This window comes from Myxococcus sp. CA051A (genome assembly GCF_013336705.1).
GTDB lineage: Bacteria > Myxococcota > Myxococcia > Myxococcales > Myxococcaceae > Myxococcus > Myxococcus llanfairpwllgwyngyllgogerychwyrndrobwllllantysiliogogogochensis.
Genome location: NZ_JABUMS010000001.1, coordinates 1,025,034 through 1,038,616, shown reverse-complemented (window position 1 = coordinate 1,038,616; position 13,583 = coordinate 1,025,034). Strand labels below are relative to the sequence as shown.

Annotated in this window: 18 protein-coding genes; 12 read left to right on the top strand and 6 right to left on the bottom strand. The window is 67.5% G+C overall.

Annotated elements, in window-relative coordinates; genetic code table 11:
- The first annotated feature begins 135 nt into the window (after positions 1 to 135).
- On the top strand, positions 136 to 1,146 hold the full coding sequence (locus HUA74_RS04250; RefSeq protein ID WP_141647995.1) for a ribonucleotide-diphosphate reductase subunit beta: 1,011 nt from the start codon (positions 136 to 138) through the stop codon (positions 1,144 to 1,146).
- Between the two features lie 39 nt (positions 1,147 to 1,185).
- On the opposite strand, the gene HUA74_RS04245 is transcribed toward HUA74_RS04250, so the two are convergent.
- A complete protein-coding gene (locus HUA74_RS04245; RefSeq protein WP_217439725.1) occupies positions 1,186 to 1,788 on the bottom strand; it encodes a GNAT family N-acetyltransferase in 603 nt (200 codons plus the stop codon).
- Between the two features lie 368 nt (positions 1,789 to 2,156).
- On the opposite strand from HUA74_RS04245, the gene HUA74_RS04240 reads away from it, so the two are divergent.
- Together HUA74_RS04240 and HUA74_RS04235 are read left to right on the top strand one after the other, a co-directional pair.
- Positions 2,157 to 2,399, top strand: coding sequence for a hypothetical protein (locus HUA74_RS04240; protein WP_174453485.1), 243 nt, complete (start codon positions 2,157 to 2,159; stop codon positions 2,397 to 2,399).
- 52 nt (positions 2,400 to 2,451) lie between these two features.
- Positions 2,452 to 3,126 carry a site-2 protease family protein gene (locus tag HUA74_RS04235; RefSeq protein ID WP_174453484.1) on the top strand — a complete coding sequence of 225 codons (675 nt, stop codon included), beginning with the start codon at positions 2,452 to 2,454 and terminating at the stop codon, positions 3,124 to 3,126.
- Positions 3,127 to 3,146: 20 nt separating this feature from the next.
- On the opposite strand, the gene HUA74_RS04230 is transcribed toward HUA74_RS04235, so the two are convergent.
- The 5 genes from HUA74_RS04230 to HUA74_RS04210 all read right to left on the bottom strand — a co-directional run bounded on the left by HUA74_RS04230 (position 3,147) and on the right by HUA74_RS04210 (position 7,034).
- Positions 3,147 to 3,803, bottom strand: a complete 657-nt coding sequence (locus HUA74_RS04230) for a LysE family translocator (protein ID WP_246137725.1) — start codon at positions 3,801 to 3,803, stop codon at positions 3,147 to 3,149.
- Between the two features lie 151 nt (positions 3,804 to 3,954).
- The gene (gene aqpZ / locus HUA74_RS04225) at positions 3,955 to 4,788 is read right to left on the bottom strand and encodes an aquaporin Z (protein ID WP_141647999.1); all 834 of its coding nucleotides are present in this window, start codon (positions 4,786 to 4,788) and stop codon (positions 3,955 to 3,957) included.
- 238 nt (positions 4,789 to 5,026) lie between these two features.
- On the bottom strand, positions 5,027 to 5,560 hold the full coding sequence (gene hpt / locus HUA74_RS04220; RefSeq protein WP_141648000.1) for a hypoxanthine phosphoribosyltransferase: 534 nt from the start codon (positions 5,558 to 5,560) through the stop codon (positions 5,027 to 5,029).
- A 13-nt stretch (positions 5,561 to 5,573) separates the two neighbouring features.
- A complete protein-coding gene (locus HUA74_RS04215) occupies positions 5,574 to 6,389 on the bottom strand; it encodes a uracil phosphoribosyltransferase (RefSeq protein WP_141648001.1) in 816 nt (271 codons plus the stop codon).
- Between the two features lie 45 nt (positions 6,390 to 6,434).
- Positions 6,435 to 7,034 (bottom strand): thymidine kinase, encoded by a 600-nt coding sequence (locus HUA74_RS04210; protein WP_141648002.1) that lies wholly within the window; start codon positions 7,032 to 7,034, stop codon positions 6,435 to 6,437.
- A 204-nt stretch (positions 7,035 to 7,238) separates the two neighbouring features.
- Between HUA74_RS04210 and HUA74_RS04205 the strand changes: the two genes are divergently transcribed.
- From HUA74_RS04205 to HUA74_RS04165, 9 genes are all read left to right on the top strand, one after another.
- Entirely contained in the window at positions 7,239 to 7,616 is a 378-nt protein-coding gene (locus HUA74_RS04205; protein ID WP_371745468.1) for a DUF5658 family protein, read from the top strand.
- 132 nt (positions 7,617 to 7,748) lie between these two features.
- Positions 7,749 to 8,048 (top strand): septation regulator SpoVG, encoded by a 300-nt coding sequence (gene spoVG, locus HUA74_RS04200; RefSeq protein ID WP_046715132.1) that lies wholly within the window; start codon positions 7,749 to 7,751, stop codon positions 8,046 to 8,048.
- A 44-nt stretch (positions 8,049 to 8,092) separates the two neighbouring features.
- Complete coding sequence (locus tag HUA74_RS04195; RefSeq protein WP_141648003.1) at positions 8,093 to 9,043, top strand: ribose-phosphate pyrophosphokinase; 951 nt, start codon at positions 8,093 to 8,095, stop codon at positions 9,041 to 9,043.
- A 175-nt stretch (positions 9,044 to 9,218) separates the two neighbouring features.
- Positions 9,219 to 9,899 (top strand): 50S ribosomal protein L25/general stress protein Ctc, encoded by a 681-nt coding sequence (locus HUA74_RS04190; RefSeq protein WP_141648004.1) that lies wholly within the window; start codon positions 9,219 to 9,221, stop codon positions 9,897 to 9,899.
- Between the two features lie 72 nt (positions 9,900 to 9,971).
- Positions 9,972 to 10,547, top strand: a complete 576-nt coding sequence (gene pth / locus HUA74_RS04185) for an aminoacyl-tRNA hydrolase (protein ID WP_141648005.1) — start codon at positions 9,972 to 9,974, stop codon at positions 10,545 to 10,547.
- A 273-nt stretch (positions 10,548 to 10,820) separates the two neighbouring features.
- A complete protein-coding gene (rpsF, locus tag HUA74_RS04180; RefSeq protein WP_141648006.1) occupies positions 10,821 to 11,300 on the top strand; it encodes a 30S ribosomal protein S6 in 480 nt (159 codons plus the stop codon).
- Between the two features lie 50 nt (positions 11,301 to 11,350).
- Positions 11,351 to 11,749, top strand: coding sequence for a 30S ribosomal protein S18 (gene rpsR, locus HUA74_RS04175; protein WP_141648007.1), 399 nt, complete (start codon positions 11,351 to 11,353; stop codon positions 11,747 to 11,749).
- A gap of 27 nt (positions 11,750 to 11,776) precedes the next feature.
- Positions 11,777 to 12,220 (top strand): 50S ribosomal protein L9, encoded by a 444-nt coding sequence (rplI, locus tag HUA74_RS04170; protein ID WP_141648008.1) that lies wholly within the window; start codon positions 11,777 to 11,779, stop codon positions 12,218 to 12,220.
- A gap of 181 nt (positions 12,221 to 12,401) precedes the next feature.
- A complete protein-coding gene (locus HUA74_RS04165; protein WP_174453483.1) occupies positions 12,402 to 13,580 on the top strand; it encodes an acyltransferase in 1,179 nt (392 codons plus the stop codon).
- Positions 13,581 to 13,583 lie beyond the last annotated feature (3 nt).

The window sequence follows — 13,583 nt, the reverse complement described above, 5'->3', positions numbered from 1 at the left end:
CGTCCTGGCGAGCACGCGTGAAAACGCGTGCTCGCTTTGCTTTTTTTCCGGGCTGTTGAGACGTGAGCGAACGTAAAAGCGTATCGCCGCGCGAGTCACCTTGACGGGTTCGCGAGCGTGGTATGGATCGCGCCCATGCTGCTGGAACCCGGACTGAACCTGACGCTGCGCCCGATGGCATACCCGGTCTTCTTCGAGATGTATCGGAACGCCATCAAGAACACCTGGACTGTCGAAGAGGTCGACTTCTCCACGGACCTCGTGGACCTCCGCTCGAAGATGACGGATGCGGAAAGACATCTCATCCACCGCCTGGTGGCCTTCTTCGCGACGGGCGACAGCATCGTCGGCAACAACCTGGTGCTGAACCTCTACAAGCACATCAACGCCCCCGAGGCGCGGATGTACCTGTCGCGGCAGCTCTACGAGGAGGCGCTGCACGTCCAGTTCTACCTGACGCTGCTGGACACGTACGTGCCGGACCAGGCCGAGCGCGCCAAGGCGTTCGCCGCCATCGACAACATCCCCTCCATCCAGCGCAAGGCGCGCTTCTGCATGAAGTGGATGGACAGCGTCAACGGGCTGAACGAGCTGAAGACGAAGGAGGACCGTCGCGCCTTCCTGCTCAACCTCATCTGCTTCGCGGGCTGCATCGAGGGCCTCTTCTTCTTCGCGGCCTTCGCCTACGTCTACTTCCTGCGCAGCAAGGGCCTGCTCAACGGGCTCGCCGCCGGGACGAACTGGGTGTTCCGCGACGAGAGCGCGCACATGGCCTTCGCCTACGAGTGCATCCAGGTGGCTCGAAAGGAAGAGCCGGACCTCTTCGACGCGAAGATGGAGCGCGACGTGGAGGCGATGCTGCGCGAGGCGGTGGAGTGCGAGACGCAGTTCGCCCAGGACCTTCTGAGCGGCGGTGTCGCGGGCCTGTCGGTGCAGGAGATGCGCGGCTACCTGGAGTACACAGCGGACCAGCGGCTCCAGATGCTGGGGTTGACGCCGGTGTTCCGCACGAAGAACCCGCTGTCCTTCATGGACCTGCAGGACGTGCAGGAGCTCACCAACTTCTTCGAGCGTCGCGTGTCCGCCTACCAAGTCGCCGTGGGCGTGGGCGCCGCCAACGACGTGGTGCTCGACGCCACGTTCTGATGCTCCCGGGCGGGCCCCTTCCCGGGCCCGCCTCCCGTGTCACGCGGACAAATCGTACCGGTAGACGTGGCGGCGACTTCCCTCTCGCCCCACGCCCTGGAAGCCGAGCTGTTCGAACGTCTCCACGAAACCCATGAAACGGTAGCTCGGTGAGTCGGGGTCCACGGGGTATGCCTCCAGGACCTTGCCGCCCCGCTTGCGAGCATGGGTGATGGCGGCCTTGATGAGTCGCCGCGACACTCCCTGCCCTCGCGCTTCACGGGTGACGAAGAAACACGCCAGGGACCACACGCTGCCCGGCGCTTCATCCGGAGCCTCCAGCCCCCCGAGCCCCTTCCGGTACGTCTCCCGAGGCGCGATGGAGCACCAGGCCACGGGCTCGTCCCCGAGATAGCCCAGGAGCCCCACCGGAGTCCCCTGCTTCACCCGCCGATGCATCGCCGCCTTGCGGTGTGCGTTGTCCGCGAGCCGGGCTTCCGCGCCCTCCGCCCGCCACACCATGCACCAGCAGTACTTGGGCCCGCCCTGGCTCTCGAACAGCCGCGCGAAGTCGCGCCAGCGCTCCGCATCCACCTCGTGCGTGGTGAACCGTCCCGAGGGCGCCACGGACGAGCGAGGCTTCGCCGTCGAACGCCGAGTCACACTCCGCTCTGAAGCAGCACTCCCGCGTGAAGTCCTGCGAGTGGGCATGCGTCTCTCCTCCTTCTCAAGCTAGGGCCTTCCCCCGAGGGCGGCACCTCCCGCGCGCATCCCTGGCCTGCCCCTCCTCCACTCCCCAAACCAGACACCACCCCACTCCGGGCTCGTCACCTCCGACGGACGAACCCCGTGCACTCATGTCTGGGAAAAGACCGGCCTCGTCGAGAGTCCTGGCCCCACTCAATCCCAGCACGCGCCGCTACCGTGTCGGTTTCAGCCACGCGGCACAGGAAGCAGACAATGGCAGACAGCACGGGACGATTGATGGTCGATGCGGGGAGCGCCCTTCGGTTCCACGCGAAGGTGTCCCGGTGGCCCGCCTTCGTCGCGGCGGTGACTCCACCGTCGCGCCGGGCCTTTCGGACGTGGGCAAGGCCGACCTGAGCCACGTGGACGGCTCTGGCGCGGCCCATCTGCTCGCGGCCTTCGCCAACCCCACCGGGACGGGCAACGGGCACCATCAAATCTCGTGGTTCAACCTGGGGCCCGGCTCCAAGTCCATCACCCTGGACGTGCCTCGCGGGACGGAGGACGTCACCAGACCGTGCCCTTGAGCGGGGCCCGGTGAAGGCCGACGGTTCCGCGTGATAAACAGGGGGCACACCCATGGAACGTGCTGCCCTGCTCTTCTGGCTCTGGATGCTCGCCTTCGCCGTCACCGCCCTCTGGGCGTTGAGTCAGGCGGCCGTGGCCAGCTCGTTCGGCGTCAGACCCACCCTCGTGAAGCTGGGCTACGGCCCCAACCTCGTCACGCTGTCTCTGGGCGGCATCCAGTGGGCCTTGCACCCACTCATCCCCCTGGGCAGCACGGTGCGCTTCAACGGGCCTCCGGAAGACGCACCCACGGAAGCCCCCGCCGACAACCGCCTCCACCAGCTCCCGCTGGTCCTGCACGCGGCCACCATCATCCTGCCCTGGGCGCTGCTCGTCGTCGTCGCCATGGCATGCCTCGGCGCCGGCGAGGGACTGAGCCAGTTCCTCACCGGCTTCACCGTCCCATTCCAGTACTCACGGCTGCCGGACCGCATCGAGCGCTTCGTCGCCCTGCTGCGCCACGGCGAGCTGTTGCAGGCCTGGGGGCTGGCGAGCGCCAAGGTGGCCGCCATCAACCTGCTGCCCATGCCCATCCTCGCGGGTGGCTCGCTGCTGGCGCTCCCCTGGCGTAAGCAGCGCGAGCGGCTCCCGGTGTGGGCGGCGGGCCTGAATCTCGTGACGCTGCTCATCCTCCTGCCCTGGGCCGGCTACGCCCTGTACCTTTTCGGCGCGGCCATCTTCCGCTGAAGGCGGGGACATCGCGACGGCTAGGAGCGCTCCTGGAGCGCCAGCCGCGCGCCCAGCGCGACGAAGACGCCTCCCGTCACCCGCTGCTGCCACGCCGCGAAGCGCGGGTTGCGCCGCAGCCAGCCGCCGAACGCGCCCGCCACGCCCGCGAGGAACGCGAGCCACAGAGTCCCCGTCACGTCGAACAAGAGCCCGAGCAGGACGAACTGCAGGCCCGGGGAGCCTCGCGACGGGTCCACGAACTGCGGCAGGAAGGCCAGGAAGAACAAGGCCACCTTCGGGTTCAGCACGTTGGTGACGACACCGTCGCGGAAGATTCGCCACAGGCTCGCGGGCTGGAGTTCCCGCACCGCCTCGGGCCCCTGCTTGCTGCGCAGCATCCGCACGCCCATCCACACGAGGTAGAGCGCGCCCACCCACTTCACCACCAGGAAGGCCATGGCGGAGGTCGCCAGCAGCGCCGACAGTCCCAGGGCCGCAGCCGCGATGTGGAACAGGCACCCGACGCAGATGCCCAGCGCGGAGACGAAGCCCGCGGCGCGGCCCTGTCCCATGCTCCGGGCCAGCACATACATCGTGTCCGGCCCTGGCGTGAGGTTGAGGACCAGTCCCGCGAGGATGAAGGCCACCAGGCGCGTCGGCTCGAAGAGCATGTCGAAGGGCTTTCGCTCCGTCATCCCGGAGCAGGGAACGGGAAGGCACGGCCCCCTCCCATCCCTCGTATACGCCCGGAAGCACCGCCAGGAAAGCCACGGGCAGGGGCCCCGCGCGCGACGGGCCCTGCTCGGAGGAGCAAGGCCCGTCCACGCAATGCGGCCTTCTTCGCCCCTACACCGGCGAGCGCGTGTGGCTGCGGTCCTGGGCGACGCGCTCCGCACGCTCGGCATCCAGCGAGCGTTCGGCCGTGCGCGCGGTGATGGCCCCCGCCGGGCTGAACACGGAGCGGTACACGGCGGCGGCCAGGCCCGCGCCCAGCATCGGCGCGATGATGAACATCCACAGCTGGGTGAGCGCCTGCCCGCCCGCGAACACCGCCGGCCCCAGGCTGCGCGCGGGATTCACGGACGTGTTCGTCACGGGGATGCCCACCAGGTGGATGAGCGTCAGCACCAGACCAATGGCGATGCCGGCGAAGCCCACCGGCGCCTTCGCGTCCGTCGCCCCCAGCACCGTCAGCACGAGCAGGAAGGTGAGCGCCACCTCCGCCAGGAACGCCGCCCCCGCGCCATAGCCCTCGGGCGAGGCGAGGCCGTATCCGTTCGAGCCCAGCCCCGCCACCGAGGCCTGGTAGCCCCCGGGGACGCCCTTCGCGATGAGCAGCACCACGCCCGCAGCCAGCACGGCCCCCAGACACTGCGCCACGATGTAGCCGAGGATGTGCTTGTTCTCGAACTTGCCCGCCAATGACAACCCCACCGTCACCGCGGGATTCACGTGGCAGCCGGAGATGGGGCCAATCGCATACACCATGGCCAGCAGCGACAGGCCGAAGGCGAAGGACACGCCCAGGAAACCGATGCGGTCCCCTGCCAGCACGGCCGCACCCACGCCGCCGAGCACCAGGACGAACGTCCCGATGAACTCCGCCAGGTACCTCCTCATCGAATCATTGCCCCCGGCCGCTGTAGCAGCCGGGATTCTCTTGTCTGTCGCTGAACGCATGCGCACCCTCTCCGGCCGCACGCACCAGGACACGAGCACTCGCGTCCGGCGCCTCGCGGCGCAAACAGTCCCACCCGGGACGCTGCGCACGCTCTTCCTTTCGACAACAGTCCACTGCCCTCCACGCCAGGAGAGCGGCATCCACGCGAGGCGCTCGATGCTCCGCCACCCCTGACGCGGGACTTCAAGCCGGCGGGAAGGCGACCCACTCCCCGCGCGGCTGGAGGAAACCGGAGGGCTACTTGCCCTTCATCACGCCAATGAATGGCACGTTCCGGTACTTCTCCGCGTAGTCCAGGCCGTAGCCGACGACGAAGAGGTCTTCGATGACGAAGCCCTTGTAGTCGATGTCGATCTTCGTCCGCGCGCGCGCCGGCTTCTCCAGGAGCGAGCAGAGCTTCAGCGACGCCGGGTGCCGGGCCCGCAGGTTCTCCAGCAGGAAGCTCATGGTGAGCCCCGTGTCGATGATGTCTTCGATGATGAGCAGGTGCTTGCCCGCCATCGGCTTGCTGACGTCGGTGGTGATGCGCACCTCGCCCGTCGTCTCCGTGCCGCCCTGGTAGCTGGACACGCCCAGGAACTCCAACGTCAGCGGCAGGTCCACCGCCCGCGCCAGGTCCATGGCGAAGAACGTGGAGCCCTTCAACACGCAGACGAGCGTCAGCTCCTTGCCCGCGTAGTCCCGGGTGATTTGCGCGCCCAGCTCCCGCACGCGCGCCTGCAGCTTGTCCTCCGAAATATGGACGCCAACTTCCTGCTCGTAGAACGCCAAGGCTTCCTCCGCGCTACACGTAGGCGTTGTTCATGATCTCCCCGAAGCCGCCGCCACCGGGGACGATGTACTGCCGGTCATCCAGGCCTCGCTCCTTCTCCCAGAGCTCTCCCGGCGCCGTGCCGAAGACCTCCGGAGGAGACAGACCCCGGTCCAACCGGAGCGCGTAGATGATCACGTCCGGATGGTCCGTCGTCATCTTCCGCAAGTACTCCGGCGTGACGATGAGGTTGAGGGTGATGATGCGCCGGGGGGTGCCGGGCACCTTCTCCTTGTAGAGCTTGATGGCCGTGGAGAGGCTGCCGCCCGTGGCCCCCATGGGGTCCGGGAAGAGGACGAGCGCGTCGTCCACATCCCCACCAATCTTCGCGCCGCCAATCTGCGAGCCCACCACCGTCTCGGCCGCGTCGATCATCCGGCTCATGATGATGTGGTCCTGGCGCACCACCGACGGGTCCACCGTGGCGTTGAGCAGGTCATACGTCACCTGCGACGGCAGCGTGCCCGCCCGCGCGATGTTCACCGTCACCACCCGGACGTGCGGGTCGATGACCTCACCCTGGTAGAGCCCCTGCGGGGTGGAGTCGATCATCCGTGTCGGAAGGCTGACCATCTTCCGCGGGAACTCCGCGTTCACCACCGTCTTCACCAGGTCGCTGTAGAGCGTCTCCACCAGCCGGTTGATCTGGGGTTGGATGACGCCCTTGGCGCACAAGGTGGCCAGTTGGGAGAGCAGGAACGGATTGCCCACCAGGTGGACGTTGGGTCCATAGTGGTGGGTCATCTCGTTCAGCCGGAAGGGCACGTTCGCGTACAGGGTGTCACGCATTCGGTCGGTTCCTCTCGTGCCCTGATGCCCGCGGGCGAAGCGGGGTCAGTCGAACAGTTCGAGCGTCTGCGGCGGCGTGCCCTCGGTGGGCTCCGGAACATGACACTTGCGGCACCGCGGCTCGTACGCGCCCGCCGCGCCCACCACCACGCGCTCTCCACTGGAGACGAGGCGCTGGGAGCGATTGGCCGGATTGCCGCAAACCACGCAGATGGCCAGCTCCTTCGTCACGTACTCCGCCACCGCCATCAGCTGCGGCATCGGCTCGAAGGGACGGCCCTGGTAGTCCTGGTCCAGTCCCGCGCAGATGACGCGCAGCCCCTTGTTGGCCAGCGCCTCCACCACCGCGACGACCTCCGCGCCGAAGAACTGCACCTCGTCGATGCCCACCACCTGCGTGTCGGGCTCCAACCGGTAAAAAATCTCTTCAGCCCGCTCCAACGGCGTGGACGTCACCTTCAGCTTCGAGTGACTCACCACCTGCGTTTCGTCGTACCGGTTGTCGATGCGAGGTTTGAACACCTGCACCTTCTGCTTGCCGTACACGGCGCGCTGGACGCGGCGGATCAACTCCTCCGTCTTACCGGAGAACATCGAACCGCAAATGACCTCTATCCACCCGATATCTTTGGGGAATTGGTGCAAGGGACGCTCGCCTGGCCTGGGGGCGGAGGGGCGCGGATACTCTGTCACCCCCCCGCGGGAGTCAACCGCCAACCGCGTCCTCGTGACAGCTCGCCCGGGCGTGCCGGGGCCCGCCTGCCAGCCCGCCCCTCCAAGTTCCATCCGGGCGCTGGCAAGCCGCTTGAATGGAACCGCCTCCGGAAGGTCGGGACTGGGAGGCAGGGCGTGGCGACGACGACGATGGAGCAGGTTCGGGGCGCGGTCCGCGGTGGAATGGCTTCCTTCTATGCGTCACCCGCCTCGGTGGCGTTGCTGATGCTCAACCTCATGGACGGGCTGTTCACGCTGCTCTTCCTCCAGCTGGGCGTGGCGGAGGAACTCAACCCTCTCATGCGGCTGGCCTACGAGCAGTCACCGCTCTTCTTCATGTTCGCCAAGCTGCTCATCGTGAACGCCGGCCTGTGGCTGTTGTGCTTGCACAGGCGTCTGCGCGCCAGCCGCCTCGCCATCCGAGCAGGCGCCGTCGTCTACGGAATCATCGTCGTCTACCATCTGGCTTTTCTGACCCACCTGGTCCTGCACTGGCCAGGAGCCCTTGGGTAGTCCCTTTCACGCTCTGGACTGTGCGCGAGTGGAACAATGGTGAGGGAACTCCTTCACCATACCCTTGCATTTTGCACCCGGTATGTCCCAGGCTTCCCGCCAGCTCCGACCTTTCGGGTTCGGGGGGGGACCATGAACATCACCGACGTCCGGGTGTTTCCGGTCGAAGAGGACAAGCTCAAGGCGTACGTCACCATCACCCTGGATCACTGCTTCGTCATACGCGACTTGAAGGTCATCCACGGCTCCTCGGGGCTGTTCATCGCGATGCCGGCGAAGAAGCGCAAGGATGGAACGTACAAGGATATAGCCCACCCGCTCAACGCGGACACACGCAGCCAGATGGAGCGTGTCATTCTCATGGAGTACGAGCGGCACCTCCATCAGGCGCAAGCCGGGATGCTCGGTCCGATGCCAGCAGATCTCGACTAACGCCTTCACATCCGCGCGTGTCCAGGTTAGTCAGCGGGCCCATCATGCAGCCGCGCGACTTCAAGATCTTCGCCGGGAGCTCGAATCCCGGCCTGGCTCACCGAATCTGTGAGTACCTCAAGCGTCCGCTCGGCAAGGCGGAGGTGGGTCGCTTCTCCGACGGAGAAATCCACGTCGAGATTGGCGAGAACGTCCGCGGTCACGACGTCTTCATCCTCCAGTCGACGAGCCCGCCGACCAACGACCATCTGATGGAGATGCTCATCATCTGCGACGCCCTGAAGCGGGCGAGCGCGAGCTCCATCACCGCCGTCATCCCGTATTACGGGTATGCCAGGCAGGACCGGAAGGTCGCCCCGCGCACGCCGATCACCGCGAAGCTCGTCGCGGACCTGCTGGAAGTGGCCGGCGCCGAGCGCGTCGTCTCCATGGACATGCACGCCGGGCAGATCCAGGGCTTCTTCAACATCCCCTCGGACCACCTGTACGGCTCGCCGGTGTTCCTGGAGGACCTGCGCAAGCGCTTCCCGGAGTCGCAGGAGCTGGTCATCGTGTCGCCGGACGCTGGTGGCGTCGAACGCGCGCGCGCCTACTCCAAGCGCCTCAACACGGGGCTGGCCATCATCGACAAGCGCCGCCCGCGCCCCAACGCCTCCGAGGTGATGAACCTCATCGGCGACGTGTCCGGCAAGGACGCCGTCCTCGTGGACGACATGGTGGACACCGCCGGCACGCTCGCCCAGGCCGCCGCGGCGCTCAAGGCCAAGGGCGCCCGCCGCGTGGTCGCCTACGCGGTGCACCCCATCCTCTCCGGCCCCGCCATCCAGCGCATCCAGGACTCCGTGCTGGAAGAGGTCGTCTTCACGGACACCGTGCCGCTGTCGCCCGCGGCGCAGGCGTGCTCGAAGATTCGCGTGCTCACCACCGAGCGGCTCTTCGGCGAGGCCATCGCCCGCATCCACCGGGCCGACTCGCTCAGCTCGCTGTTCGTCTGAGGCTCGGGTCGCCCGTCCGCCGGGCGACTTGACTCCATGTTCGGGGGCTGGCATGTCCGGCCTCCTCCAACGGTCCCCTTCGCGGCGCCGTCTTCGGGGCCCGCCACTGGGGCGGGATGCCGAGGGCGCCAGGGTGGCCGGTGGTCACCGCGGTACCCATTCCCAAGGTATTTCCATGTCCGAAAACAAGAACACCCTCGAGGCGAAGTCGCGTGAAGGCTCTGGCAAGGGCTTTGCCCGCAAGCTGCGCGCCCAGGGTGTGGTGCCCGCCGTGGTGTACGGCAAGCACCTGAAGACGCCCGTGCACATCTCGGTGGACCCGAAGGCCGTGCGCGCGGCCATCAACACCCCGCACAAGTTCAACACCGTCATCCAGCTGAAGCTGGCCAGCGGTGACCAGCAGGTCCTCCTGAAGGACTACCAGATGGACCCCGTCACCCGGGACATCCTGCACGTGGACTTCATCGGCGTGCGCGCGGACGAGCAGGTCAAGGTGGACGTGCCGCTCGTGCTCGTCGGCAAGTCGGTGGGCGTGGCCGAGGGTGGTCTGCTCAGCCAGATTCGCCGTGAAATCACGGTCTGGGCGCTGCCGAACGCCATTCCCGAGCGCATCGAGGTGGACGTGACGGCGCTGAAGATCGCCGAGGCGCTGCACATCAACGACGTGAAGTTCCCGGCCGGCGTGTCGGTGAAGTCGAACGTCAACTACACCGTGGCGGTCGTCGCCGCGCCCGAGGCGGCCGAAGTGGCCCCCGTGGCGGCTGCGGCGGCTCCCGCCGCCGCGGCTCCCGCGGCGAAGGCTGGCGACAAGGCGGCGGCCCCCGCGGCCGCGGCCAAGGCCCCCGCGAAGAAGTAGTCGTCTTCCGGTGTACCCTGGACACGGGGCTGGCCTCCCTGAGGCTGGCCCCGTTTCTTTTTGGAGCCTCCCATGAAGCTCATCTGCGGGCTGGGCAACCCGGGGCGCGAGTACGAGCGGCACCGGCACAACATCGGATTCATGGTGGTGGAGGCGCTGCTGTCGCGAGCGCGCGCGGAGCTGAATCAGGAGAAGTTCGCCGCGAAAGTGGGCCAGGGGACCCTGGCGGGCGAGCGCATCCTCTTCGTCGAGCCGCAGACCTTCATGAACCTGTCGGGCCGCTCGGTGGCCGAGGCGGCGCGCTTCTACAAGATTGCTCCCGAGGACGTGCTCGTCATCCACGATGAACTGGACCTGCCCCTGGGCCGGCTGCAGCTCAAGGCGGGCGGCGGCAGCGGGGGCCACAACGGCCTGAAGAGCATCGTCGCGAGCCTGGGCTCGGAGGCGTTCATCCGCCTGCGCTTCGGCATCGACAAGCCGGAGGGGCCCAATGCCCGCGAGCGCGTCGCCGACTACGTCCTGTCCAACTTCGACGACGGGGAGCGCCGCCAGCTGGACGAACTGAAGGACCGCGCCATGGACATGACCGAGTGCTGGGTGCGCGAGGGGCTGTCGGTGGCGATGAACCGCTTCAACCGGAAGGCCTGAGGCCCCTCGGAGCGCCCGGGACGGGGGGAGCGGACAGGCGAGCTTTCCGGGAGCTTGACTTGCCCGGGGGGCCCTCCTAGAAGGCCCGTTCGCTCGCTGGGTGGTTGATCCAGTGGGATGTTCTTTTTCAGCTTCCCGTGTTGGTGCACGGGACGTAGCGCGAGGGTGACGGGCGCGCGGTTTCCCGTTCCCGGTGGTGGCCATGGGGCCAATCGCCGTTTCCCCGCTCCTCGGATTGTCCGGGGGGCACTCGACCCCAAGGGGAGAGAAAACATGGCAGAGACGCAGGCCGCCAAGCGGCTTCGTGAGTACGAGACCATCTTCCTGGTCAAGCCGGACCTGACTGACGACAACGTGGACAAGCTCAAGGAGCGCGTCCGTGGCATCGTCTCCCGCGAGGGTGGCAAGGTCCTCCGCTTCACGGTGTGGGGCAAGAAGAAGACCCTGTTCCCCGTGGCGAAGCAGCCCCGCGCCATCTACGTGCACGCCAGCTACCTGGGCGGTTCGGGTCTGGTGGCGGAGATTGAGCGCAACCTGAAGAACCTCGATGAGGTCACCCGCTACATCTCCGTGAAGCTGGCGGATGAGGTGGACCCCGAGACGCGTCCGGTCCTCGAGGACCTGAAGCTCGCCGGCGATGTGGAGGAGACCCGTCCGGGCGCTCCCGAGCCGCGCGAGGGTGGCGGGTTCCGCGGCGACGTGGCCGAGGAGTCCGTGGGCGAGGCGGAGGAGGAGTCGTCCGAGGAGGCCTGAGCGCCACCTGGGACATTCTCTAGGGACCTTTTCAGGAAACGAGAAAGTTCATGAGCAACGGAACGGACAGCAAGACGGGCGGCTCGTCGTCGGGCGGCCGCAGTGGCGGCTTCGGCGGCGGCGGTGGGCCTCGCGGTGATCGCGGTGGAGACCGTGGCGGAGACCGTGGTGGTGATCGCGGAGACCGCGGTGGCATGGGCGGCGATGACGAGAAGCGCGGCGGTGGCCGTGGCTTCGGCCGCAAGAAGGTCTGCCGGTTCTGCGCGGAGAAGAACGCGTCGGTGGATTTCAAGGACCAGGCGACGCTGAAGTACTTCGTCACCGAGCGCGGCAAGATCATTCCCCGCCGCATCTCTGGCAACTGCGCGAAGCACCAGCGTGAGGTGGCCACGGCCATCAAGCGCGCGCGCGGCATCGCCCTGCTCCCCTACAACGCGGTGGTCGGCTAACCGCCGGGTCCGCTCAGGAGACTGAACATGAAGGTCATTCTGCGAGAGGACATCGAGAACCTCGGCAAGTCCGGGGAGCTCGTCACCGTGAAGGACGGCTTCGGCCGTAACTACCTGCTGCCGCGCAAGAAGGCGGTTCTGGCGAGCGAGCAGAACCTCCGTCAGCTCGAGCACGAGAAGGCGGTCATCACCGCCCGCAATGCCAAGCTGAAGGGCGCCGCGGAGGAGCAGGCGAAGAAGGTCGGCTCCATCAAGGTCGTCATCAAGCGCAAGGTCGGCGATCAGGACAAGCTGTTCGGGTCCGTCACCGCGCTGGATATCGCCGAGGCCGTGGCGGCCCAGGGTCAGACGGTGGACCGTCGCGCCCTGCACCTGCCCGAGCCCATCAAGGCGATTGGCAGCTACGAAGTCGAGCTGCGCCTGCACCGCGACGTGACGGCGAAGATCAAGGTCGAAGTCGCCGCCGAGTAACGGCTCGACTCCGCCTCAAGCGGGTTCGAGAAGGCCGCCCGGGGCAACCCGGGCGGCCTTTTCATTTGGGGATGGCCGCCGTGTCTCGCGTCCGGCTCGCGCCGTGGCCGGTCCGTCCTACGACAGGCGCGTGGAGCCTTCCGAGGCGGGTGGGTATCCAGGAGGCACAGGAGGCTCGCCCATGAGCACGCCCGACCCCGCCCCGACATCTCCCGCCGACGCCCATCGCCCCGACCTGGACTGGCTCCGCGTCGTCGCCATCCTCGTGCTGCACCTGTTCCACACGGGGATGATGTTCAACCGGTGGGACTGGCACATCAAGGCGCCCACGCTGCTGCCGGTGCTGGAGCTGCCCATGGACATCCTGCACCACGTGCGCATGCCGCTGCTGATGGTCATCTCCGGCGTGGGGACGGCCCTCGCGCTGCGGCGGCGCTCGCTGCGTGACTTCGCGGGGGACCGGACGCGCCGGCTGCTGCTGCCGGTGGTCTTCGGCATGTTCGTCATCGTGCCGCCGCAAATCTACGTGGAGCGCGTGTTCACGGGGCGGTTCCAGGGCAGCTACGCGGACTTCTATCCCTCTGTCTTCGGCCTCGTCCCCTACCCCGCGGGCAGCCTGAGCTGGCACCACCTCTGGTTCGTCGTCTACCTCTTCGCCTTCTGCCTCCTGGCGCTGCCGCTGTTCTGGGCGCTGGGGACAGCGCGCGGGAAGGCCTGGCTCGCGAAGGCCGAGGCCTGGCTGTGCCGGGGTCCGAATCTCCTGTGGCTGTTCATCCCGCTCTTCGTCAACGACCTGCTGCTGCACCGCTTCCCGCAGACGCACGCGCTGTTCGACGACCCGAGGACCTTTGGCCACTACGGCCTGCTGTTCCTCATGGGGCACCTGCTCGGCCGCGCGCCCAGGGTCTGGGACGTCCTGGTGGAGCGCCGGTGGTGGCTGCTGGGCGTGTCAGCGGTCCTCTTCGCCATCATGGCGCCAGAGAGCGAGTTCGACCTGGTGCCCGAGGTGCTCGGGGGCACGTCGGCCCAGTGGCTGTTCATCCTGACCGCGCTGGGCTGGGCGCGCCGGTGCGTGCGGACGGAAAGCCGGTGGGTCCGGCACGCGCAGGAGCTGTCGTATCCGTTCTACATCTTCCACCAGACGGTCATCATCGTCGTCGGCTTCGCGATGCTGCGGCTGCCCGTGGGGCCGTGGAGCCTCTTCGGCTGCGTGCTCGTCACGACCTTCCTGGTCAGCTGGGGCTTGAGCGAGCTGGTGGCCCGCCTGCCCTGGTTGAGGCCGTTCTTCGGGTTGAAGGCCCGTGTGGTGTCCCGTCCCGAAGCGACGCTCCAGGGCGCGCCCACGGGGCATACTGCGTGACGG